Origin of the sequence: Streptomyces lienomycini (assembly GCF_027947595.1) — a bacterium.
In the GTDB taxonomy this organism is placed as follows: Bacteria; Actinomycetota; Actinomycetes; order Streptomycetales; family Streptomycetaceae; genus Streptomyces; species Streptomyces lienomycini.
The window spans coordinates 3,040,897-3,062,487 of sequence record NZ_CP116257.1 but is presented as its reverse complement, the minus strand read 5'-3'; the positions used below and the strand labels follow the sequence as shown (position 1 = coordinate 3,062,487).

The following is a 21,591-nucleotide window of genomic DNA, read 5'->3' as shown; positions in this document are numbered from 1 at the left end:
CGGGCCTAGTGGCGTTCGACGAGGACCGCGCTTCCCTGGCCCACGCCCACGCACATGGTGGCCAGCCCGCGGGCGGCTCCCGTGCGGCGCATGCGGTGGAGCAGGGTGGTGAGGATGCGGGCGCCGGAGCAGCCGAGCGGGTGGCCCAGCGCGATGGCGCCGCCGGTGGGGTTGACCAGGGCGGGGTCGATGCCGAGCCGGTCGACGCAGGCGAGGGCCTGGGCGGCGAACGCCTCGTTGAACTCGGCCTCCGCGAGGTCGCCGACGCTCCAGCCGGCCCGGGCGAGGACCTTGCGGGTGGCGGGGACCGGGCCGATGCCCATGACGTCCGGGTGGACACCCGCCGAGCCGCCCGCGACGTAGCGGCCGAGGGATTCGAGACCGAGGTCGTTCAGGGCCTCCTCGCTGACCAGGAGGAGGCCAGCGGCGCCGTCGTTCATCGGGGAGGCGTTGCCCGCGGTGACCGTGCCGCCGGGGCGGAAGACGGGCTTCAGGCGGCCCAGCTTCTCCAGGGACGTGTCCTCGCGGACGCACTCGTCGGTGTCGACGACCACGCCGTCGGGGCGCTCGACGGGGAGGATCTCGTCGGCGAAGTGACCGTTCCTGCGTGCCTCGGCGGCCAGGCGGTGGCTGCGCAGGGCGAACGCGTCCTGGCGCTCGCGCGGGACGCCGTACCGCTCGGCGACCTCCTCGGCGGTCTCCCCCATGGCCAGCAGGCCGTGCAGGTCCTTCATCGCCGGGTTGACCAGGCGCCAGCCGAGCCGGGTGTCGGCCGTCTCGATGCGGTGCGGCAGTGCCTCGTCGGGGCGGGGCAGCACGAAGGGGGCACGACTCATGGACTCGGAGCCGCCCGCGAGCACCACGTCGGCCTCTCCGGCGGCGATGGTGCGGGCGGCGGTGGTGACGGCCTCGAGGCCGGAGGCGCACAGCCGGTTCACGGTGGCGCCGGGCACGGTCTCGGGCAGGCCGGCGAGCAGGGCGGCCATCCGGGCGACGTTGCGGTTGTCCTCGCCTGCCTGGTTGGCGGCGCCCCAGTACACGTCGTCGATCCGGGCGGGGTCGAGCGCGGGGACCTCGGCGACCAGGCCCCGGATCACCGCGGCGGCGAGGTCGTCGGGCCGTACGGTCGACAGGGAGCCGCGCAGCTTGCCGATCGGGGTGCGGCGGGCGGCCGCGAAGTGGACGGGACGCACGAGGGAACTCCTGACCGTCGTCGCGCGGCCACCGGACGGCGCACCGCCGCCGCGCCGACCACACCTTGATGAGCACTACGACCTGATGAGCGCTACCACTTAATTAGCACTGCTAGTTTTCGACTATAGACCGCCGACCGGCGTCCTGGGAAGATCCTCCGGACGACCGTCACCGACGCAGCCGGAGGAGACATGGCCGAGTCCCGCGAGCACACCCTGACCGGAACGCGCGGACGGATCACCGTCCGCGAGTGGCCGGCCGGGCGTCCCCGCTACGTCGCGCTGCTGGTCCACGGATACGGCGAGCACGCCGGCCGCTACGAAGAGGTGGCCGGCGTCCTCACCGGCCACGGCGCGGCCGTCTACGCGCCGGACCACACCGGGCACGGGCGCTCGGACGGCGAACGGGTGGTGATCGAGGACTTCGAGGACGTGGTCACCGACCTGCACGCCGTGGCGGAGCTGGCCCGGGCCGCCCACCCCGGCCTGCCGGTCGTCATGGTCGGACACTCGATGGGCGGTCTCATCGCCTCCCGCTACGCCCAGCGCCACCCCGGCGAGCTGACGGCCCTGGTGCTGTCGGGCCCCGTCATCGGCGACTGGGAGCTGCCGCGCCGGCTGCTCGCCCTCGATGAGATCCCCGACACCCCGATCAGCCCGGCCTCGCTCTCCCGCGACCCGGCGGTCGGAGCGGCGTACGCGGCGGACCCGCTGGTCTGGCACGGGCCGATGAAGCGGCCGACGCTGGAGGCGTTCGTACGGACGCTGGAGACCGTGGCCGGGAGCGGTGACGTCGGTCCGCTTCCGCTGCTGTGGGTGCACGGGGACGACGACCGGCTGGTGCCGCTGCCCGGCAGCCGCGTCGGCGTCGAGCCGCTGAGCGGCGGGGACCTGACCGAGCGGATCTACCCGGGCGCCCGGCACGAACTCTTCAACGAGACGAACCGGGCGGAGGTCTTCGCGGACGTCACGCGCTTCCTGGACGACGTGCTCGCCCGCTGATCCCGCGTGACGCCCGGCCGGATTCCGCCGGGCGTTTGCCCCTGTGCCCCAGGGGCACCCGCGCCCCCATGGAGTGGTTGCGCCGCGCCGCCTGCGTGGATGAGGACCCCGATCTGTTCTTCCCGGTGGGCACCGCCGGGCCCGCCCTGCGGGACACGGCCGCCGCCAAGCGCGTCTGCGCCGGATGCGGGGTGACGCCCGAGTGCCTGGCGTTCGCCCTGGAGTCGGGGCAGACGTCGGGGGTGTGGGGCGGCACCGACGAGGCGGAGCGCGCCGCCCTGCTCCGGCCGACCACGCCGCACGCACGTACGCACGACGAAATGAGGGACACCTCATGGCCGACGCCCTCGAACTCGACGCGCTGTGGGAGGACTTCCACCGCGCGGTGAACATGACCTCCGCGGAACTCGCGGACTGGCTCCGGGTGCGCGACTCCGGTGAGCTGACCGAACCACTGCCGGACGACGCCGGGCCGCCCCTCGGCCGGCACGTCCTCGCGATCCTGCAGAAGCGGCGCACGGACCTGACGGAGGACGACCTGCGCGCCATGCGCGAGGTCGTGGACACCGTGGCCTCGCGGACCGACCCGGAGAACGAGCCGAGGGCCGACGACACGGCGCTCAGGCACCGGCTCATGACGGTCGGTCACGACCCGCTGAAACCGTAGCCGTGGGCCGCGACCAACGCCGGGTCGTGCGCGCTCTCGTCGACGCCCACGGGCAGACGTACGCCGAGGAGGCGGGCATCCGGCTCAAGGACACCCCGCAGCCGCTGTACCGGCTGCTGGTCCTCGCGCACCTGCTGAGCGCCCGCATCAGCGCGTCCATCGCGGTCGCCGCCGCCCGTGCCCTCGGCGAGGCGGGGCTGCGCGACCCGCGCCGCATGGCCGGCGCCGACTGGCAGGAGCGGGTGGACGCGCTGGGCCGCGGCGGCTACCGGCGCTACGACGAGCGCACCGCCACCCAACTCGGCGACGGCGCCGGGCTGCTGACCGAGCGGTGGGGCGGCGACCTGCGCCGGCTGCGCGAGGAGGCGGACGGCGAGGTGCCCGAAGTACGCCGGCTGCTCCAGGAGTTCCCCGGGGTGGGTCCGACCGGCGCGGACATCTTCCTGCGCGAGGCCCAGCTCGTCTGGCCCGAGGCGGCTCCCTACCTGGACCGCAAGGCCCTCCGGGGCGCGGAACGCCTCGGCCTGCCCGCGGCACCCGACCGGCTCGTCGCCCTGGCCGGGAGAGCGGAGCCCGCCGTCCTCGCGGCCGCGCTGGTGCGCGCGGCGGTCGACAAGGACGTGGCCGAGGACACCCTCGACCGCGCGGACCGACCCGGCGACCGATCCGACGGCTGACCGGCACCTGGGGAACGACTGGTCCCCATGGCCGCACCCCCTCACCCGATCAGCTCCCTGCGCTGGTGCGCCCCCGGCCCCGGTGATGCGCTGAGGACACCGTTTCCCGTCCCTGGAGGCATCCCGCGATGAGCCGTCGTCCGTCCCACCCCGCCCGTCTCCTGGCCTCCGCCCTGGCGGCGGGCGCGCTGCTGACCACAGCGGCCTGCTCGGACGGCGGCGGGTCGCAGGGCGCCTCGGACACCGCCGCCGAACAGGCCGGGATCGCCGAGCGGAACGCGGCGGAGCAGACTCCGAGCGGCTCGCCCAGCGCCTCCCCCGGCACCCTCACGGAGTCCGGCGCCAAGGCCGCGCTGCTCACCGAGGCCGACCTGGAGGACGGCTGGAACCGGGTCCAGGACGCGGACAAGTGGCGCGACCGACTGCTCGTCGGCGAGGTCGACGTGGCCGACTTCCTCACCGCGAAGTCCAAGGCGACGGACTGCCAGGCGCTGCTGGACGCCCTCTACGGAGACGACCTGCTGGGCGAGCCCTCCGGGCCGTCGGCCCTCGCCGGGTTCGAGCAGGGCGACGCCCGTCTGCTGGAGCAGGTCGCCGGTTACGACCGCGCCGGCCTGGACGCCCGCCTGAAGTGGATGGACACCCTGCCGCAGACGTGCGACGAGTTCACCGCGACCGGCTCCGGGGGCGAGAAGCGCACGGTCCAGGTGACCGAGGCCTCGGTGCCCGACGTGGGCGACGCCCGCGAGGGCCTGCACGTGACGGTGCAGGGCACCGCCGACGCCACCCCGGTCACGCTCACCCTGGACATCGCCGCCGTACGCGTCGGCACCTCCGCCCTCACCCTCACGGGCGGCGGCACGGACGGCGGTCAGACCTCCTCCGTCGAACAGGGCGTACGCCAGGGCACCGAGCGCCTGAAGACCGTCCTGGACGGCAAGACCCCCTCGCCGCAGCCCGGCGACCTGGACTGACCCCGGGCGGCCGCCACCGCGTCGTGCGCACATCCGGCGAAACCCGGACAGCGTGATCACCGAACGGCACAATGGTGCGCGACGGACGGCGCAGGCGCGAAGGAGCCGAGACGTGAGCGAGTGCGATCCCGTGCCCGGCGGGCGCCCCGGCGAGGTCGAGCGGGCCACCGCGCTGAGCGGCGAGCTGGCCGGGCGGGACGTGCACGGCGTCGTACTGGCCTACGTCGACACGGCGGGGATCGCCCGGGTGAAGACCGTGCCCACCGCGAAGCTCGCCGCGGCCGCCGCCTGGGGCGTCGGCATGTCGCCGGTGTTCGACACCTTCCTGGCCGACGACTCGATCGTCACCACCGACGTCCTCGGCTCCCCCGACGGCGACCTGCGCCTCTACCCCGACCTCGACCGGCTGACCGTACTGGCGGCGCAGCCCGGCTGGGCGTGGGCGCCGGTCGACCGGATCACCCAGGAGGGCGTACCGCACACGGCGTGCGGGCGCACCGTCCTGCGCCGGACCGTCGCCGAGGCCGCCGAGCGGCACGGCATCACGTTCAGGGCCGCCGTCGAGATCGAGTGGGTGGTGAGCCGGGGCAACGCGGACGGCGACGCCTTCGTCCCGGCGGTGTCCGGACCGGCGTACGGGGCCGCCCGGCAGATCGGGCTGAGCGACTGCGCCGCCGACCTGCTGGCGGCGCTCGCCGCGCAGGGCGTGGACGTGGAGCAGCTGCATCCCGAGTACGCGGCGGGGCAGTTCGAGATCTCGGTGGGCGCGCTCGACCCGGTGGCGGCGGCCGACCGGAGCGTGCTGGTGCGGCAGACGATCCGGGCCGTGGCACGGCGCCACGGGCTGCGCGTCTCCTTCGCCCCGGCGGTCCTCGGGCAGGGCGTCGGCAACGGCGGGCACCTCCACCTCTCCGCCTGGCGCGACGGGACGAACCTGCACGCGGGCGGGGCCGGCCGGTACGGCATGACCACCGAGGCCGAGTCCTTCGTGGCCGGGGTGCTCGGCCACCTCCCGGCGCTCACGGCGCTGACCGCGCCGAGCCCGGCCAGCGGACTGCGGCTGCGGCCCTCGCAGTGGGCCGGGGTGTTCACCGCCTGGGGCCGCGAGACCCGCGAGGCCGCCCTGCGGATCGTCACCGGCACCGCCGGGATCCACGACCGGGCGGCGAATCTGGAGGTGAAGCCGGTCGACCTGGCCGCCAACCCGTACCTCGCCCTCGCCTCGGTGATCGCCGCCGGCCTGGACGGGCTCGTCTCGTCGACGCCGCTGCCCGAGGAGATCACCGGCGACCCGGCCCGGCTCGACCCCGCCGACGCGGCGGCCCGGGGTGTGCGGCGGCTGCCGGTCTCGCTCGCGGAGTCGGTGGCGGCGTTCCGCGCGGACGGCGTGCTCCGGACCGCGCTGGGACCGGTGCTGGCCGACGCGGTGATCGCGGTACGGCTGGGCGAGGCCGGGGTGGCCGAGGGGCTGGACGACGACGGCGTGGCGGCGGCCTACCGCTGGAAGTACTGAGGTGGCCGCGGGGCCCGTGCACGAGCGGCTCGCCGCGCTGGAGCTGGTGGACCACCACTGCCACGGCGCGGTCACCGACGACCTGGACCGTGCGGGCTTCGAGGCCCTGCTCACCGAGGGCGAGGCCTGGCCGGGCGTGTCCCCCTTCGACAGTCCCGTCGGTCTCGCCGTGCGCCGCCACTGCGCGCCCCTGCTGGACCTGCCGCGCCACGCGCCGCCGGACGTGTACGTGGCCCGACGAGCGGAGCTGGGCGCCGCCGAGGTCAACCGGCGGTTCCTGCGGGCCGCGGGCACCGGCGTGTTCTGCGTGGACACGGGGTACGCCCCGCACCCGGTGACGGGTCCGGCCGAGCTGGCGGAGGCGGCCGGCGCGGCGGCGTACGAGGTGGTGCGGCTGGAGGGGGTCGCGGAGACGGTGGCGGCGGGCGGTGTCGAGCCGGACGCGTACGCGGAGGCGTTCCGCACCGCCGCCTGGGAGGCGGTGCGGCGGCCGGGCGTGGTGGGCGTCAAGTCGGTCGCGGCCTACCGCACCGGCTTCGACCTGGACCCGGCCCGGCCCTCGCCCCCCGAGGTCACGGAGGCCGCCGGGCGCTGGCTCGCGCGCGGCGGGGGACGGCTCGACGACCCGGTGCTCGCGCGGCACCTGCTGTGGACGGCCGTGGACCTCGGGCGGCCCCTGCAACTGCACACCGGGTTCGGTGACGGCGACATCCGCCTGCACCGGGTGGACCCCGCTCTGCTGACCGACTGGCTGCACCTGACCGCCGGCACGATCCCGGTCCTGCTGCTGCACTGCTGGCCCTACCAGCGCCAGGCGGCCTACCTGTCCGCGGTCTTCGAGCGCGTGTACCTGGACGTGGGGCTCACCCTGCACCACGTCGGCCCGGCCCGGGCGGGCGCGATCCTCGCGGAGGCGCTGGAGATCACTCCGTTCCGCAAGCTGCTGCACAGTTCCGACGCCTACGGGGTGGCCGAGTTCCACCACCTGGGGGCGCTGGCCTTCCGCGAGGGGCTGGCCGGGCTGTTGCAGGAGCGGCTGGACGCCGACGAACTGTCCCTGCCGGACGCGCTGCGCCTCGCGGACCGGGCGGGGCGTGACAACGCCCGCCGGGTCTACCGGCTGCCCGGCGGCCCGATGGACGACGGCTGAGCGGCGTGGGACGGGTCACAGTCCCGGAGCGCCGCCCGGGACCACGAACGGCTGAAAGTATGATCAAGCGATGTCTGACATGACCGAAACCACGCCGGGCTGGCTGACGACGGACGACCTGGAGATGGCACGCGCCCGCATGCCGATCCTGTACGTCGAGGCGGTGCCCGTGCGCGTCGACGACAGCGGCGAAGTCACCAGCGTCGGCCTGCTCCTGCGCATCGGGCCCGACGGGACGGTCAGCCGGACGCTGGTCTCCGGCCGGGTGCTGCACCACGAGCGGGTGCGCGACGCCCTGCTGCGTCATCTGGAGAAGGACCTCGGGCCGGTGGCGCTGCCCCGGGTGCCGTCCTCGCTCCAGCCGTTCACGGTGGCCGAGTACTTCCCCACGTACGGGGTCACGCCGTACCACGACCCCCGGCAGCACGCGGTGTCCCTCGCCTACGTGGTGCCGGTGACCGGTGACTGCCGGCCCCGGCAGGACGCGCTCGACCTGGTCTGGTTCGATCCGCGCGAAGCCCTGTCCGAGGCGGTGCGGAGCGAGATGCCGGGCGGGCACGGGGTGCTGCTCAGGCAGGCGCTCGCGCACGTGGGCTGCGTGGGCTGACCCCCGCCCGGTGACGGCCCGTTCGGAGCTACGGCTGCTCCCCGGCGCCGCCCTCGTCGCTCAGCTGCGGGTCCAGGTCGTCGCGGAGCAGGCCCCGGGACCCCGTCTGCCCGGTGCGGTAGGCGGAGCGGGCCACCAGGTGGGAGGCGACCGGGCTGGTGAGGAACTGGAAGAAGGCGATCAGCGCGAGGGTGCCCACGTCGGTGCCGTGGCGCAGCCTCAGCCCCACCCCGACCAGGACGAGGAGCATCCCGAGGGTCTGCGGTTTGGTGGCGGCGTGGCTGCGGGAGAGCACGTCGGGGAAGCGCAGCATGCCGATCACCCCGAGCAGGCACTGGAGGCAGCCGAGGAGCATCAGGACCGCCCCGGCCAGGTCGGCGGCGTCCGCCCAGGCGTTCACCGGTGGTCCTGCTTGCCGTCCGCCCGCACGGAGGGCCGGTCGCGTACGGCGATGAAGCGGGCGATGCCCACCGAGCCGGTGAACCCGAGGAAGGCGAGCACCAGCATCACGGGGAAGTAGAAGGAGTCGCGGTCGTGGGCGGCCTTGACGCCGATGCCGGCGATGATGAGCGCCGCGGTCACGTCCAGGGAGACGGCGCGGTCCAGCATCGAGGGGCCGTACCAGATCCGGTACAACAGCAGTGCGCCGGCGGCGAGGATCATCACGAGCGAGGCGATCAGCATGGCGTCTTCGACGGCGTGCGGGGTCACGGCGAGGGGTCACCTTCCGGTACGGGGCGGGCGGCGTCCGCGATGTCCTCGGCGGTGCCGAAGGCGCGGGCGACGAGTTCCTCCATGCGCCACACCCGCTGCTGGGCGCCCTCGATCTCGCCGGGGTTGGCGGCGTCGAGGACGTGCAGGAACAGGGTGGCCGTCGCCCGGCGCAGCTCGATCACGGAGCCGCCGGGGACGTTGGAGACGGCGACTGCGGTGGCCGTGAGCATGAGGTCGCTGCGCACCCGCAGCGGGACGGCCACGACCGCCGCGTGGTAGGGGCCCTTGGCGAAGATCTGCCGGGTGACCTCGACGCTGGAGGAGAACATGTCGTACAGCAGGTAGGTGCCCAGGCGCAGCATGCCCAGGGGGCGCAGCCGCAGGCCGAGGTCCACGGCGGGCAGCGGGAAGGCCAGGCACAGGCAGACGGCGACGAGGACGCCGTTGACGAGGTTGGCCCAGGAGGGGGTGCCCCACAGCAGGATCCAGATGACGGTCAGCCAGCCCACGAGCGGCAGGTCGAGGACGCGCCGGCCGCGGCCCACGCGGAAGGACCAGCTGTAGGGGGAACGGTCGCGGAAGAGGTTGCTCACCGGCCGAGCACCGCCTCGATGTAGGGGGTGCGGGCGAGGAGTTCGGTGGCGGCGGCCTGGGTGAAGGTGGTGAGGGGGCCGCCGAGCACGGTGTAGGACAGGCCGAGGGCGACGGCGACGCCGGTGGCGGCCAGCATGGGCCAGGGCAGCCGTTTGGTGGTGGTGATGGACTGCCCCAGGAAGCCCGCGGCGACGACGGCTCCCGCGGGTACCGGCAGCCCGCCCCCGGTCCCGGCTCCGGTGTCCCTTCGCGGGCCGGTGCCGCTGCCCCGGCCCGTGCCGCTGTTCCCCGGGCCGGTCGGCCTCCCCTCCTCGCCGTCCTCCTCGTCGTCGCCGGGTTCGTCGTCCTCTGCGGACTCCAGTACGACGCCCTCCTCCTCGGCGCCGGGCGGTGCGTCGCGCCAGAACGCGAGGTTCCAGACCTTCGCCATGACGTAGAGGGTGAGCAGGCTGGTGGCCGCCGACCCGGCGACGAGCGCCCAGGCCCAGCCGCCGCCGGCCTCGATACCGGCCCGCATCAGGCCGAGCTTGCCGATGAACCCGGACAGCGGCGGGATGCCGGCGAGGTTCATGGCGGGGACGAAGAACAGCACGGCGAGCAGCGGCGCGGCCCTGGCCAGGCCGCCGAGGCGGGTGAGTTCCGTGGTGCCGTCGCGCCGCTCGATGAGCCCGGCGACGAGGAACAGGGTGGTCTGCACGGTGATGTGGTGGGCCACGTACACGATCGCGCCGCTGAGGGAGCCGCGCCCGGCGAGCGCGATGCCGAAGACCATGTAGCCGATGTGGCTGATGAGGGTGAAGGACAGGACCCGTTTCAGGTCGGTCTGGGCGACGGCGCCGAGGATGCCGACGACCATGGAGGCGAGGGCGGCGAGCATCAGCAGGTCGCCGAGGCGGTGGCCGGGGAAGAGCAGGGTCTGGGTGCGCAGCATCGAGTAGATGCCGACCTTGGTCAGCAGTCCGGCGAAGACCGCGGTGACCGGGGCGGGCGCGGTCGGGTAGGAGTCGGGCAGCCAGGCCGCGAGCGGGAACACCGCCGCCTTGATCGCGAAGACCGTCAGCAGCATGGCCTCCAGCAGGGTGCGCACCCCGAGCGGTACCTCCTGCAGCCGCAGGGCGAGCTGGGCGAAGTTGACGGTGCCCGCGACCGCGTAGGTCATGGCGATGGCGACCAGGAAGAGCACGGAGGAGAACAGCGAGATGATCACGTACGTCGATCCGGCGCGGATCCGGGTCGCGGTGCCGCCGATGGTGAGCAGGACGAAGCTCGCGACGAGCATGATCTCGAAGCCGACGTAGAGGTTGACGAGGTCTCCGGCGAGGAAGGTGCAGGAGACGCCGGCCACGAGGATGAGGTAGGCGGGGTGGAAGACGCCGACCGGCGCCTGGTCGTCGCGGTCGGCCATGCCCTGGCCCAGCGAGTACACGAGGACGAGCAGGGTGACGGCGCTGGACACGGTGAGCATCAGGCCCGCCAGCCGGTCGGCGACGAGGGTGATGCCGACCGGCGGTGCGAAGTCGCCGAGGTGCACGCTGAGCGGGCCGTGCCGGTCGGCGGCCACCATGAGCAGCACGGAGAGCACCAGGACCGCGCCGAGCACGGCGAGGCTGATGAAGCGCTGGAGCCGGTGGAGGCGGGGCCCGATGGCCAGCTTGAGGCCGGTGACGCACAGGGGCAGCAGGACGGGGAGCGGGACGAGCGCGTTCACCTGGTTCCTTCCGTGCCGGCGCCCTCGGGGTCGTCGGGCTGGTCGGGCGGCGGGTGGCCGGAGTCCTCGCCGGGGCGGGAGTCGGGCTCGCGGCCGGTCTCCTCGGGGTCGTTGGAGGGTCCGGCGATCCGGGCCGGGGCCGGTCCCGGGCGGCCCGCGGCGTCGGTGGAGCCCAGTTCCCGGCCCTCCCGGTAGTCCTCGGGGTCGGCGCCGAGGATGTCGTTCCAGAGGTTCCCGGAGACGTCGTTGGCGCGGGCCTGGTAGGCGCGTTCCTGGCGGACCCGCCGGCGCAGCCGTTTGCGGGCGGCGCGGTAGCGGGCGCGCTGCTCGGCGTCGGCGCCGCCGTCCCCGGCGCGGGCCTCGCGGTAGCGGTCGCGGAGTTCGCCGCGCCGGTCGAGGAACTCGGCGCGCAGGGCGACCATCCGGTCCTCGGTGTCGTCGCTGATCTCGTCGGAGCCGGTGACCTGGTGGCTGCGGTAGGCCATGGCGAGCAGGAACGCGGTGGTGGCGAGGGTGATGACGATCGCGGTCAGCGCGATGGCCTGGGGCAGCGGGTCGGTGACGCGGTTGCGGATGATGTGCGCGTAGAGCAGCGGCGCGTCGCCCGCGCTGCCGGTGGAGGCCAGGACCAGGAGGTTGACGCCGTTGCCGAGGACGACGGCGCCGAGCAGGATCCGGGTCAGGGACCGGGTCAGCAGCAGGGTGGCGCCGACGGCGTTGAGGACGGCGGCGGCCACCAGCAGGGAGAGGCTCACGGTCATGCGCGGCCCGCCTCCGGTCGGGGGGCGGCCCGTTCGATCTGGCGGTCGATGCGGGCGCCGAGGGCCCGCACGATGTCCAGGACCACGCCGAGGACGAGGAGGTAGACCCCGCAGTCGAAGAAGACGGCGGTGGACAGGTGGACGTCGCCCCACACGGGCAGGTGGCCGTGCCAGGTCCAGCCGTGCAGCACGGTGCCCTCGCCGAGGCCGCCCAGCGCGACCCCGGTGGACAGGAACAGGCCGAGGCCGGTGAACAGGCCCGGTTTGAAGCGCACGGCGTCGGCGAGTTCGTGCCGCCCGCCGGCCAGGTAGCGGGCGATGAAGGCGACGCCGGCGGTCAGGCCCGCGACGAAGCCGCCGCCCGGCAGGTTCTCCGCGCACAGCAGCAGGTAGACGGAGAGGACGAGGACGGGGTGGAAGATGAGGCGCGCGACCACCTCGAGGACGAGGGAGCGGCGCTCCGGGGCGAGCGTGGCGCTGGCGGCGAGCCAGGTCCGCTCCGGCGCGCTCTCGTCGCCGCTGGGCAGGCCCGCCGACTCGTAGGGCGTCGCAGGCCAGGCGGTGCGCAGGCCGGCGTGCGGGTGGTCGCCGGGCAGCGGCAGTACGGGCTGTTCGGCGCCGTCGGTGCGGCGGTGCAGGTAGATGAGGCTGGTGACGCCGATCGCGGCGGCGGCGAGTACCGCCGACTCCCCCATCGTGTCCCAGGCCCGCAGGTCGACGAGGATCGTCGCGACGACGTCCTTCAGCCCGTGGTGCGCGGTCTCCTCCACCATCGCCGCTCCCGCGCTGTCGGCCCGGCGGTGCCCCGCCATGATCCACAGGACGACGGCGACGGCGGCGCCGCCCGCGAGCGCCACCGGCATCCGCAGCAGGCGACGCCACCGGCTGTAGTTCTCCTCGAAGTGCACCGGCATCCGGCGCAGCACCAGCACGAAGACGATCATGGAGACGGTCTCCACGCAGAACTGGGTCAGCGCGAGGTCGGGAGCGCCCTGCGCGACGAAGAGCAGCGCGGTGCCGTATCCGGTGAGGCCGGCGAAGACGACGGCCTTCATCCGGCGCCGCACGCCCAGGCAGAGCAGGGCCACGGCGCAGGTCAGCAGGGCGACACCGGCCTGGGCGGGGTGGTCCCACAGCCGTGGGGCGGGGACGCCGGTCCAGGGTTCGTCCGCGACGAGCACGGCGATCTGCCCGGCGAGGACCACGCTCATGGTCGTCACCAGGTACACCGACAGCGAGCCGCGCTGTACGAGTCCGGTGCACTGCAGGGCGGTGCGCTCCAGGGCGAGCAGCAGCCGTCCGAAGACCCGGTCCGCGGAGCGCCAGGCGATCACCTGGCCGACCCGCTGGACGGGGCCCGCGGCGAGGAAGAGCAGTACCCCGCCGGCCCAGGCCGCGCCGGACAGGCCGAGCGCGGGACCGGCGCCGTGCCAGAGCGCCAGGTGGTACGGGTGGGCGGGCGCGGGGAACTGTTCGGCGTAGGTGCCGAGGAGGCCCTGGAGCCAGGGCACGCCGGGGCCGAGGACGAGGCAGGCCAGGGCGAGCACGGCGGGCGGTGCGAGGAAGGCCGCCGGGACGGGGTGCGCGCCGGTGTCGGGGAGGCCGGGCTTGCGGGCGAAGGCGCCCCACAGGTAGCGCAGGGTGTAGGCGGTGGTCAGGGCCGAGCCGACGACGGTCGCGGCGAGCGCCCAGCGGTCGCCGGTGCCGCCGTCCAGGAGGGCTTGGAAGGCGGCCTCCTTGGCGGCGAAGCCGAGCAGGGGCGGTACGGCCGCCATGGACGCCCCGGCGATCACGGCGACCGCGCACACGGCGGGCAGCCGGCGTCCGAGACCGGAGAGTTTACGCAGGTCACGGGTGCCGGTGGCGTGGTCGACGATGCCGGTGACGAGGAAGAGCGGCGCCTTGAACAGGGCGTGCCCGAGGATCATGGCGGTGGCGGCGAGGCCGGTGTCGTGGCCGCCCGCTCCGGCGAGGACGGCGAGGAAGCCGAGCTGGCTGACGGTGCCGTAGGCGAGGACGAGTTTGAGGTCGTTCATCCTGAGCGCCCGCCAGCCGCCGAGCAGCATCGTCGCGGAGCCGAGGACGAGCAGCAGCGGGCGCCAGGGCGTGACCTCGGCGAAGGCGGGGGCGAGCCGGGCGATCAGGTAGACGCCGGCCTTGACCATCGCGGCGGCGTGCAGGTAGGCGCTGACGGGGGTGGGAGCGGCCATGGCGTTGGGCAGCCAGAGGCTGAAGGGCCAGATCGCGGACTTGGACAGCGCGCCGACGAGGATCAGCACGATCGCCGTGGACAGCGCCGCCGACGGGGGCGGCGGGTCGGCGAGGATCGCCGAGACGCGGTAGGTGCCCGCCTCGTGGCCCAGGAGGAGGAGGCCGACGAGCATGGTCAGTCCGCCGAGCGCGGTGACCGTGAGGGCTTGCAGGGCGCTGCGCCGGTTCCGCTTGTGGTCGCTGGTCTGGCCGATCAGCAGGTAGGAGAAGACCGTCGTCAGTTCCCAGAAGATGTAGAGCAGGACGAGGTCGTCGGCCAGGACGAGCCCGAGCATCGCCCCGGCGAAGGCGAGGAGGTTCCCGGCGAAGCGGCCGAGCTGCCGCGAACGGTCGTCGAAGTAGGAGGCGCAGTAGACCAGGACGAGGGTGCCCACGCCCGCCGCGAGCAGCACCATGAGTTCGGCCAGGGCGTCCAGTCTCAGGGCCCAGTCCACGTGGTAGGCGGGCAGCCAGCGCCAGACGGTGGTGTCGGCGCCGCCCGCGGCCGTCGTGCTCCACCGGGTGGCCGCCCAGACGGTCGCCGCGGCGGGCGGCAGGGCCAGCACGAGGAAGGCGCGGGTGCCCAGCCCTCGCACCAGCGGCGCGGCGCAGGCCGCGAGCGCGAAGTGGCAGAGGATGAGCACGGACACCCGACAGTGATATATCGGGCATCTCGCCTCGGCGCCCAGGCACGCCGCAGGGAGAACAATCGAGGGGCGGTTTCGGATCTCTCCGAAACCGCCCCTCGATCAACGACTGTCTCCAGTCGGGACGACAGGATTTGAACCTGCGACCCCTTGACCCCCAGTCAAGTGCGCTACCAAGCTGCGCCACGTCCCGATGCCCGTCTGACCTGGGGTTTCCCCTGGTCGAACGCGCAGGAAAACCATACCGCACTCGGGCCGGTGGTCGCGCACCGCTTTTCCGGGGCACGGTCCGGCGGCGTCAGCACTTCTGCGTGCGGGACGGCTCGGCCGCGGCGGCCGCGGTCCCGCTCGAGCCCGCCGCGGCCGCGTCCACCCGCACCAGTCCGCGCACCGCGGGGATCAGGAGCAGGGCGGCGCACACGGCGAAGCTGGTCGCGCCGGCGACGAGCAGGACGTGGTCGGCGCCGAGGGCCGCCGCGGCGGGGCCCGCGAGTGCCTGGCCGACGGGCATCATCGCGAGCGAGCCCGCCACGTCGTAGGCGTGGATCCGGTTGAGGACGTCGGGCGGGACCTGGGTCTGCACGCTGGTCGCCCACATCACGCCCCAGAAGGACATCCCGGCCCCGGCGACGGCGGCCCCGGCCGCCATGGCGGGTACGTCGAGCCCGGCACCGACGCTCGCGGGGAAGGCGGCGAAACCGACGAGGGCGATCGCTCCGGCCCGGAGCATGCGGCGGGGCCGCAGCCGCAGCGCGAGGAGGCCGCCGACGACGGTGCCGGCGCCCAGGGCCGAGTTGACCAGTCCGTACGCGCGCGGGCCGTGCTCCTGAACCACCTCGGTGGCCACCAGCGGAACGGTCGGGCCCCAGACGGCGATCATGTAGACGCACCAGACGGCGATGACGCTCCACAGCCACCGCCGCGCGCGGAACTCCCGCCACCCCTCGACCAGGTCGGCGCGGAACGCCTTGCTCCCGCGACCGGCCTCCGCTCGGCTCCCCGGCACGGGCGCCGGCGCGGGCGGGGGCAGGCGGAGCAGCAGCAGGCACAGGGCGCTGAGCGCGTAGGTGGTGGCGTGGGCGGCGAAGACGCCACCGGGTGAGGCGAAGCCGACCAGGAGCCCGGCCACGGCGGGGCCGGCGAGCTGGGCGGCGGACTCGGCGACGCGTATCGCGCCGTTGGCGCCCTGGATGTCGGAGGCGAGCCGGGGCACGGTGCTGGCGACGCCGGGCTGGAAGACGGCGCCCGCGACGCCGTTGACGAAGCCGATGGCGCAGATCTGCCACAGCACGACGTGCCCGGAGAAGAAGAGCGTGGCGGCCAGGGCCTGGGTGCCGAGCCGCACCAGGTCGGCGCCGATCATCAGCTTGCGGGTGCTGAACCGGTCGGCGAGGACTCCGCCGAAGACGACCAGACCGGCGAAGGCGGCGGCGGTCGCGGCCATGGCCAGGCCGACCGCGCCCGCCCCGTACCCGTGCTGGAGCAGACCGGCGGCGAGCGCGACGGGGAGCATGGTGTCGCCCAGCCGGGCCACGGCGCGGGCGGCGAAGAACAGCGCGAAGTCCCGCGACCACACGGCTCGCACCGCGGCCGGCTCCCCGCCGGCCGGCGCCCCCTCGTGAGTGGACTGCGACGACGTCCCGGCCATCCCGCTCCCGCCTCCCCGGCCGGCCCCGCCGGCGTCCCGTCCCGCGCACCCACCGATCCCGCTCGCGGCGTACGTCCGACGGCCGGAACCCCCCTCCGGTCCCGGCTGTCACGCACGTGTTCGGATCATGCCACGGGGCACGGACAACGCCCGAGGGGTTTTCAGCCCCCGGCCGGCAGCCCCAGCCGGGGGTGGGCCTCCAGCAGCCGGGTCGGGGCCGCCTGGCGCCAGGAGTCGGCGAGGATGTCGCGCAGTTCGTCCTCGCCCTCCAGCGCGGCGAGCCTGGCCCGCACCCAGGCGAACTGGGCCTCGTGCCCCGCGATCCAGAACTTCTCCGGCTCGGCCAGCACCAGTTCGTCGCGCTCCTCCTTGGGGCAGCGCACCGCGAGTGAGGTCTCCTCCTCGGGCAGTGTCGCGAACATCTTGCCCGCGACCCGGAACGTGGGCATGCTCCAGGCGGTCTTCTCCGTCGTGTCCGGAAGGGACAGGGCGATACGGCGTACGTCTTCTGCGTCCGGCATGTCGGGGACGTTATCCGCCCGCACTGACAACGGCCGTGCCCGCGCGGCCCCTCAGGCCCGGGCCGCCTCGCCGAGTGCGTCCAGGACCGGGCGGATCAGCGGGTGCTCCTCGGCTCCGCGGCGTACGGCCGCGAAGACGCGGCGGGTGGGCGCGACCCCGTCGACCGGGCGGACGACCACGCCGGTGAGGTCGGTGCCGAGCAGCGCCGAGCGCGGGACGAGCGCCACCCCGGCGTCGGCGGCGGCGAGGGACACCACGGCGCGGAAGTCGTCCGAGGAGTGTTCGAGGCGGGGCTGGAACCCGGCGCTCTCGCAGGCCAGCACGACCACGTCGTGGCACGGGTTGCCCGGGTAGGGGCCGATCCAGGGGTCCTTGGCCAGCTCGGCGAGCGGCACCTCGTCGGCGTCGGCGAGGCGGTGGGCGACCGGGACGACCGCGTCGAAGGGCTCGGCGTACAGGAAGACGTGGGTCAGGCGCGGGTCGTCGGCGGGCGGTGCCCCGCGGTACTCGACGGCTACGGCCACGTCGACCTGCCGGTCGAGGACCATCGGCAGGCTGGCGTCGCCCTCGGCGTCCTGGACGCGGAGGCGGATGCCGGGCGCCGATGCGGCGAGGCGGGCCAGGGCGGGCGCGACGACGAGGGCGATGCCGGTGGCGAAGGAGGCGACCGTGACCGTGCCGGCCTCGCCGGAGCCGTAGGCGGCCAGCTCGGCCTCGGCCCGCTCCAGCTGGGCGAGGACGGCGTTGGTGTGGCTGAGCAGGATCTCCCCGGCCGGGGTCAGCCGTACGCCCTTGGCGCCGCGCTCGACCAGGCGGTGCCCGGTCTCCTGCTCCAGGGCGGCCAGCTGCTGGGAGACCGCCGACGGGGTGAGGTACAGCGCGGCGGCCGCCGCCGTCACGGTGCGGTGGTCCGCCACCGCTCGGAGGATGTGCAGCCGCCGCGCCTCGATCATGGGATCGATTCTCTCAGGTCACCGGGGGTCTCAGGCGGCGAGCTGCTCCCGGGCGGCGACGAAGGCGTCCACCGCGCGGTGCACGTCGTCCGTGGAGTGGGCGGCGGACAGCTGCACGCGGATGCGGGCCTTGTCCTGCGGGACGACCGGGTAGGAGAAGCCGATCACGTACACGCCGCGCTCCAGCAGCAGCTCGGCCATGCGGCCCGCCTTCGACGCGTCGCCGATCATGACGGGCGCGATGGCGTGGTCGCCGGGGAGGATGTCGAAGCCCTCCTCGGTCATCCGGCGGCGGAACAGGGCGGTGTTCTCGGCGAGCCGGACGCGCAGGTCGTCGGCGGACTCCAGCAGGTCGAGCACCTTGAGGGAGGCGGCGGCGATCACCGGGGCGAGGGTGTTGGAGAAGAGGTACGGGCGGGAGCGCTGGCGCAGCAGGGCGACGATCTCGGCGCGGGCGGCGACGTAGCCGCCGGAGGCGCCGCCGAGCGCCTTGCCGAGGGTGCCGGTGATGATGTCGACGCGGTCCATGACGCCGTGCAGCTCGGGGGTGCCGCGGCCGCCGGGGCCGACGAAGCCGACGGCGTGCGAGTCGTCGACCATGACCATGGCGTCGTAGCGGTCGGCAAGATCACAGATCTCGTCGAGCGGGGCCACGTATCCGTCCATGGAGAAGACGCCGTCGGTGACGATCAGCTTGCGGCGGGCGTCGCCCGCGGCCTTGAGCTGTGCCTCCAGGTCGGCCATGTCGCGGTTGGCGTAGCGCAGGCGCTTGGCCTTGGACAGGCGGATGCCGTCGATGATCGAGGCGTGGTTGAGGGCGTCGGAGATCACCGCGTCCTCGGGACCGAGGAGGGTCTCGAAGACGCCGCCGTTGGCGTCGAAGCAGGAGGAGTAGAGGATCGTGTCCTCCTGGCCGAGGAACGCGGAGAGCCGCGCCTCCAGTTCCTTGTGCACCTCCTGGGTGCCGCAGATGAAGCGCACGGAGGCCATGCCGTAGCCCCAGCGGTCCAGCGCCTCGTGGGCGGCGGCGACGACCTCGGGGTGGTCGGCGAGGCCGAGGTAGTTGTTGGCGCAGAAGTTGAGGACCTCGCCGGGGCGGCCGCCCGCGGTGACCTCGACGGTCGCGGACTGCGGGGTGCCGATGACGCGCTCGGGCTTGTGCAGCCCGGCGGCGCGGATCTCGTCGAGGGTGGTGCGCAGGTCGTCGCGCACGGAGTCGAACATCTCAGAAGCTCCTAGGAAGGGAGATGACTTACGCGGTCCAGTCGAGGATGACCTTGCCGCCGCGGCCGCTCGCGGCGTCGGCGAAGGCGGCCTCGAAGTCGCGGTGGGAGTAGCGGCCGGTGATCACCGGGGCGAGGTCGAGGCCGCCTTCGAGCAGCACGGACATGGCGTACCAGGTCTCGAACATCTCGCGGCCGTAGATGCCCTTGACGGTGATCATGGAGGTCACGACGCGGGCCCAGTCGACCGGGAACTCCTCGGCGGGCAGGCCGAGCATGGCGATCCGGCCGCCGTGCGTCATGTTGGCGATCATGTCGCGCATGGCCTCGGGGCGGCCGGACATCTCCAGGCCGATGTCGAAGCCCTCGCGCAGGCCCAGCTCCCGCTGTCCGTCGGCGATGGTCGCGGCCGACACGTTCAGGGCGAGGCTGACGCCGACCTTGCGGGCGAGTTCCAGCCGCTCCTCGCTCACGTCGGTGATGACGACGTTGCGGGCGCCCGCGTGCCGGGCCACGGCGGCGGCCATCAGACCGATGGGTCCGGCGCCGGTGATGAGGACGTCCTCGCCGACCAGCGGGAAGGACAGCGCGGTGTGCACGGCGTTGCCGAACGGGTCGAAGATCGCGGCGACGTCGAGGTCGACGGGGACCCGGTGCACCCAGACGTTGGAGGCGGGCAGGGCGACGTACTCGGCGAACGCGCCGTCCCGGCCGACGCCGAGACCGACGGTGGCGCGGCACAGGTGGCGCCGTCCGGCCTGGCAGTTGCGGCACTTGCCGCAGACCAGGTGGCCCTCGCCGCTGACGCGGTCGCCGGTCTTGATGTCGGTGACGTCGCGCCCGGTGTCGACGACCTCGCCGACGAACTCGTGGCCGACGACGAGCGGGGTGCGGATGGCCTGCCGCGCCCAGCCGTCCCAGGCCCGGATGTGCAGGTCGGTGCCGCAGATGCCGGTGCGCAGCACCTTGATGAGGACGTCACCGGGGCCGATGACGGGCTCCGGGACGTCCGCGAGCCACAGCCCGGGCTCCGCCTTCTCCTTGACCAGCGCCTTCAACGCTACGGCTCCTGACGGGGGTGAGGTCCCGGCCATGGGCATGCCGAAGCGGCCCGCGTCCGGGAAGGGGAGGGGAATCGCACAGCAATCTGCCGTACGACACCGCCCCGGGTCCATCGAGCCTTTCTTAACCCCGGTCGCAGCTTTGCTTCACGCCTCGCACGCGCCCGCCGCTCACAGGGGGAACCCGTCCTCCGCGCTGCGCTCGATGCGCCGTACGAGGTCGGCGGCCGTCGACTTGATCGTCGCCAGGCCCTCGGTCCCCCAGGTCCGGGGCCGGACGTCGGCGGCGGACACGGTGCCGAGGACCGTCCCCGTGCTGTCGATGAGCGGGGCGCCGAGGTAGGAGCGGATGCCGAACGTGTCGACGACGGGGTTGCCCGCGAAGCGCGGATAGTCGCGTACGTCCTCCAGGACCAGCGCCTTGCGCCGGACCACCACGTGGGGGCAGAAGCCGTGGTCGCGGGGCTGGACCCGGCCGAACTCGGGGCTGGTCCCGTCCCCGCGTGTCACCGGAGGGATCTCGGGCACGCGCAGGCCCGCGAAGAACTGCCCGCCCTCCACGAGGAAGTTGACCATCGCGTACGGCGCCTCGGTGAGGCCGGCGAGGTGGGCGGCGAAGGCGTCGAGGGCGGGGTCGGGGCGTTCCGCGAGACCGAGCCGGCGCAGCCGCCGTACCCGCTCGGGGGCCTCCCGGTCCTCGGGGGTGAGCAGCAGGCGTCCGGCCGGGCGTGGCGGGTCGTAGCTCATGGGCGGGCTCCGGCGCCGAATCCGGTCGTGGGGGCCGGTGTGTGGGCGATGAGGTGGCGTACGAGGGTGAGCAGCGTCTGCACGCCGGAGCTGGAGATCCGGGCGTCGCAGCGCACGATGGGGATCTCGGGGTGGAGGTCCATGGCCGCGCGCACCTCCTCGGGGTCGTAGCGGTGGCCGCCGTCGAACTCGTTGATCGCGACGACGAAGCCGAGGCCGCGTTCCTCGAAGAAGTCGACGGCGGCGAAGGACTCCTCCAGGCGGCGGGTGTCGGCGATGATCACCGCCCCGAGCGCGCCCTCGCACAGTTCGTCCCACATGAACCAGAAGCGTTCCTGGCCGGGGGTGCCGAACAGGTACAGCACGTGTTCGGGGTCGAGGGTGAGGCGGCCGAAGTCCATGGCCACGGTCGTTTCGAGCTTGTTCTCGATTCCGTCGAGGTTGTCGGTCGCGGCGCTGACGGTGGTGAGCAGTTCTTCCGTGCTCAGCGGCGCGATCTCGCTGACCGCGCCGACGAAGGTCGTCTTGCCGACACCGAATCCACCGGCCACGAGGATCTTCAGGGCGGTGGGGAACGGGTCGGCGCCTTCGCCGGGCGCGTAGTCAGAGCTGTCGTCGTAGTCCATCGAGCACTGCCTCCAGAAGGGCCCGGTCCGTGGGGTGGTGGTGGAACGCGGCGGGGGGTTTGGTGGTCAGCGCGCCGCAGTCGACGAGGTCCGAGAGCAGCACCTTGGTGACCGCCACCGGGAGCCGCAGATGCGCGGCGAGCTCGGCGACCGGGAGGGGCGCCCGGCACAGGTCGAGTACCTGCGCGTGTTCGGGTCCGAGGTAGCCGAGGGGGGTCGCCCCGGTGGCCATGACCTGGGACATCAGGTCGAGCGAGACGGTGGGCCGGGTACGGCCGTTGCTGACGGTGAAGGGGCGCACCAGCCGTCCGGCGGCGTCGTCGAGCCAGGGCCCGTCGCCGGCCGCGGCCACGG

General features: G+C 74.0%; 23 protein-coding genes and 1 tRNA gene. 8 read left to right on the top strand and 16 right to left on the bottom strand.

Annotated features, from left to right (window positions below; all coding sequences use genetic code 11):
- Positions 1-5 precede the first annotated feature (5 nt).
- Positions 6-1,193 carry a thiolase family protein gene (locus BJ961_RS13745; protein ID WP_271321588.1) on the bottom strand — a complete coding sequence of 396 codons (1,188 nt, stop codon included), beginning with the start codon at positions 1,191-1,193 and terminating at the stop codon, positions 6-8.
- A 192-nt stretch (positions 1,194-1,385) separates the two neighbouring features.
- Here BJ961_RS13745 and BJ961_RS13740 point away from each other — a divergent pair, with 192 nt between their 5' ends.
- From BJ961_RS13740 to BJ961_RS13705, 8 genes are all read left to right on the top strand, one after another.
- Positions 1,386-2,195, top strand: coding sequence for an alpha/beta hydrolase (locus tag BJ961_RS13740; RefSeq protein ID WP_271321587.1), 810 nt, complete (start codon positions 1,386-1,388; stop codon positions 2,193-2,195).
- Between the two features lie 68 nt (positions 2,196-2,263).
- Positions 2,264-2,584, top strand: a complete 321-nt coding sequence (locus tag BJ961_RS13735) for a WhiB family transcriptional regulator (RefSeq protein WP_271321586.1) — start codon at positions 2,264-2,266, stop codon at positions 2,582-2,584.
- Positions 2,530-2,862 carry a DUF3140 domain-containing protein gene (locus BJ961_RS13730; RefSeq protein ID WP_271321585.1) on the top strand — a complete coding sequence of 111 codons (333 nt, stop codon included), beginning with the start codon at positions 2,530-2,532 and terminating at the stop codon, positions 2,860-2,862. Before BJ961_RS13735 ends, BJ961_RS13730 begins: the two co-directional genes overlap by 55 nt.
- A gap of 2 nt (positions 2,863-2,864) precedes the next feature.
- Positions 2,865-3,539 (top strand): HhH-GDP family DNA glycosylase, encoded by a 675-nt coding sequence (locus tag BJ961_RS13725; protein ID WP_271321584.1) that lies wholly within the window; start codon positions 2,865-2,867, stop codon positions 3,537-3,539.
- 128 nt (positions 3,540-3,667) lie between these two features.
- Positions 3,668-4,513 (top strand): hypothetical protein, encoded by an 846-nt coding sequence (locus tag BJ961_RS13720; RefSeq protein WP_271321583.1) that lies wholly within the window; start codon positions 3,668-3,670, stop codon positions 4,511-4,513.
- 112 nt (positions 4,514-4,625) lie between these two features.
- The gene (locus BJ961_RS13715; RefSeq protein ID WP_271321582.1) at positions 4,626-6,026 is read left to right on the top strand and encodes a type I glutamate--ammonia ligase; all 1,401 of its coding nucleotides are present in this window, start codon (positions 4,626-4,628) and stop codon (positions 6,024-6,026) included.
- Between the two features lies 1 nt (position 6,027).
- Entirely contained in the window at positions 6,028-7,176 is a 1,149-nt protein-coding gene (locus BJ961_RS13710; protein WP_271321581.1) for an amidohydrolase family protein, read from the top strand.
- A 79-nt stretch (positions 7,177-7,255) separates the two neighbouring features.
- On the top strand, positions 7,256-7,783 hold the full coding sequence (locus BJ961_RS13705; protein ID WP_271417045.1) for an NUDIX hydrolase family protein: 528 nt from the start codon (positions 7,256-7,258) through the stop codon (positions 7,781-7,783).
- A 28-nt stretch (positions 7,784-7,811) separates the two neighbouring features.
- On the opposite strand, the gene mnhG is transcribed toward BJ961_RS13705, so the two are convergent.
- From mnhG to BJ961_RS13630, 15 genes are all read right to left on the bottom strand, one after another.
- Positions 7,812-8,183, bottom strand: a complete 372-nt coding sequence (mnhG, locus tag BJ961_RS13700) for a monovalent cation/H(+) antiporter subunit G (RefSeq protein ID WP_271321580.1) — start codon at positions 8,181-8,183, stop codon at positions 7,812-7,814.
- Positions 8,180-8,467, bottom strand: a complete 288-nt coding sequence (locus tag BJ961_RS13695; RefSeq protein WP_271417044.1) for a monovalent cation/H+ antiporter complex subunit F — start codon at positions 8,465-8,467, stop codon at positions 8,180-8,182. The genes mnhG and BJ961_RS13695 overlap by 4 nt, the downstream gene beginning before the upstream one ends.
- Positions 8,468-8,490: 23 nt before the next feature.
- Positions 8,491-9,090, bottom strand: coding sequence for a Na+/H+ antiporter subunit E (locus tag BJ961_RS13690; RefSeq protein WP_271321579.1), 600 nt, complete (start codon positions 9,088-9,090; stop codon positions 8,491-8,493).
- The gene (locus tag BJ961_RS13685) at positions 9,087-10,799 is read right to left on the bottom strand and encodes a Na+/H+ antiporter subunit D (protein ID WP_271321578.1); all 1,713 of its coding nucleotides are present in this window, start codon (positions 10,797-10,799) and stop codon (positions 9,087-9,089) included. Before BJ961_RS13685 ends, BJ961_RS13690 begins: the two co-directional genes overlap by 4 nt.
- Positions 10,796-11,560, bottom strand: coding sequence for a Na(+)/H(+) antiporter subunit C (locus BJ961_RS13680; protein ID WP_271321577.1), 765 nt, complete (start codon positions 11,558-11,560; stop codon positions 10,796-10,798). Before BJ961_RS13680 ends, BJ961_RS13685 begins: the two co-directional genes overlap by 4 nt.
- Positions 11,557-14,460 carry a Na+/H+ antiporter subunit A gene (locus BJ961_RS13675; RefSeq protein ID WP_271321576.1) on the bottom strand — a complete coding sequence of 968 codons (2,904 nt, stop codon included), beginning with the start codon at positions 14,458-14,460 and terminating at the stop codon, positions 11,557-11,559. The genes BJ961_RS13680 and BJ961_RS13675 overlap by 4 nt, the downstream gene beginning before the upstream one ends.
- Positions 14,461-14,576: 116 nt before the next feature.
- A tRNA-Pro gene (locus BJ961_RS13670) sits at positions 14,577-14,650 on the bottom strand.
- Between the two features lie 105 nt (positions 14,651-14,755).
- On the bottom strand, positions 14,756-16,105 hold the full coding sequence (locus BJ961_RS13665; RefSeq protein ID WP_271321575.1) for an MFS transporter: 1,350 nt from the start codon (positions 16,103-16,105) through the stop codon (positions 14,756-14,758).
- 161 nt (positions 16,106-16,266) lie between these two features.
- Positions 16,267-16,626, bottom strand: a complete 360-nt coding sequence (locus tag BJ961_RS13660) for an MmcQ/YjbR family DNA-binding protein (RefSeq protein WP_271321574.1) — start codon at positions 16,624-16,626, stop codon at positions 16,267-16,269.
- Between the two features lie 51 nt (positions 16,627-16,677).
- Positions 16,678-17,580 (bottom strand): LysR family transcriptional regulator, encoded by a 903-nt coding sequence (locus BJ961_RS13655; RefSeq protein WP_271321573.1) that lies wholly within the window; start codon positions 17,578-17,580, stop codon positions 16,678-16,680.
- Positions 17,581-17,610: 30 nt separating this feature from the next.
- Positions 17,611-18,804, bottom strand: coding sequence for a glycine C-acetyltransferase (locus BJ961_RS13650; RefSeq protein ID WP_271321572.1), 1,194 nt, complete (start codon positions 18,802-18,804; stop codon positions 17,611-17,613).
- A 28-nt stretch (positions 18,805-18,832) separates the two neighbouring features.
- The gene (gene tdh, locus BJ961_RS13645; RefSeq protein ID WP_271321571.1) at positions 18,833-19,861 is read right to left on the bottom strand and encodes an L-threonine 3-dehydrogenase; all 1,029 of its coding nucleotides are present in this window, start codon (positions 19,859-19,861) and stop codon (positions 18,833-18,835) included.
- A 174-nt stretch (positions 19,862-20,035) separates the two neighbouring features.
- The gene (locus BJ961_RS13640; RefSeq protein WP_271321570.1) at positions 20,036-20,611 is read right to left on the bottom strand and encodes a GAF domain-containing protein; all 576 of its coding nucleotides are present in this window, start codon (positions 20,609-20,611) and stop codon (positions 20,036-20,038) included.
- Entirely contained in the window at positions 20,608-21,237 is a 630-nt protein-coding gene (locus tag BJ961_RS13635) for a GTP-binding protein (protein ID WP_271321569.1), read from the bottom strand. The genes BJ961_RS13640 and BJ961_RS13635 overlap by 4 nt, the downstream gene beginning before the upstream one ends.
- The gene (locus BJ961_RS13630) at positions 21,215-21,589 is read right to left on the bottom strand and encodes a DUF742 domain-containing protein (RefSeq protein ID WP_271321568.1); all 375 of its coding nucleotides are present in this window, start codon (positions 21,587-21,589) and stop codon (positions 21,215-21,217) included. The genes BJ961_RS13635 and BJ961_RS13630 overlap by 23 nt, the downstream gene beginning before the upstream one ends.
- Between the last annotated feature and the right edge of the window lie 2 nt (positions 21,590-21,591).

What these genes read in the sequence shown, in the direction of transcription:
- BJ961_RS13740 (WP_271321587.1), top strand. Translation starts at nt 1,386, where the DNA reads ATGGCCGAGTCCCGCGAGCACACCCTGACCGGAACGCGCGGACGGATC.
- BJ961_RS13735 (WP_271321586.1), top strand. Translation starts at nt 2,264, where the DNA reads ATGGAGTGGTTGCGCCGCGCCGCCTGCGTGGATGAGGACCCCGATCTG.
- BJ961_RS13730 (WP_271321585.1), top strand. Translation starts at nt 2,530, where the DNA reads ATGGCCGACGCCCTCGAACTCGACGCGCTGTGGGAGGACTTCCACCGC.
- BJ961_RS13720 (WP_271321583.1), top strand. Translation starts at nt 3,668, where the DNA reads ATGAGCCGTCGTCCGTCCCACCCCGCCCGTCTCCTGGCCTCCGCCCTG.
- BJ961_RS13705 (WP_271417045.1), top strand. Translation starts at nt 7,256, where the DNA reads ATGACCGAAACCACGCCGGGCTGGCTGACGACGGACGACCTGGAGATG.
- BJ961_RS13695 (WP_271417044.1), bottom strand. Translation starts at nt 8,467, where the DNA reads ATGCTGATCGCCTCGCTCGTGATGATCCTCGCCGCCGGCGCACTGCTG.
- BJ961_RS13680 (WP_271321577.1), bottom strand. Translation starts at nt 11,560, where the DNA reads ATGACCGTGAGCCTCTCCCTGCTGGTGGCCGCCGCCGTCCTCAACGCC.
- BJ961_RS13665 (WP_271321575.1), bottom strand. Translation starts at nt 16,105, where the DNA reads ATGGCCGGGACGTCGTCGCAGTCCACTCACGAGGGGGCGCCGGCCGGC.
- BJ961_RS13660 (WP_271321574.1), bottom strand. Translation starts at nt 16,626, where the DNA reads ATGCCGGACGCAGAAGACGTACGCCGTATCGCCCTGTCCCTTCCGGAC.
- BJ961_RS13655 (WP_271321573.1), bottom strand. Translation starts at nt 17,580, where the DNA reads ATGATCGAGGCGCGGCGGCTGCACATCCTCCGAGCGGTGGCGGACCAC.
- BJ961_RS13650 (WP_271321572.1), bottom strand. Translation starts at nt 18,804, where the DNA reads ATGTTCGACTCCGTGCGCGACGACCTGCGCACCACCCTCGACGAGATC.
- BJ961_RS13640 (WP_271321570.1), bottom strand. Translation starts at nt 20,611, where the DNA reads ATGAGCTACGACCCGCCACGCCCGGCCGGACGCCTGCTGCTCACCCCC.
- BJ961_RS13635 (WP_271321569.1), bottom strand. Translation starts at nt 21,237, where the DNA reads ATGGACTACGACGACAGCTCTGACTACGCGCCCGGCGAAGGCGCCGAC.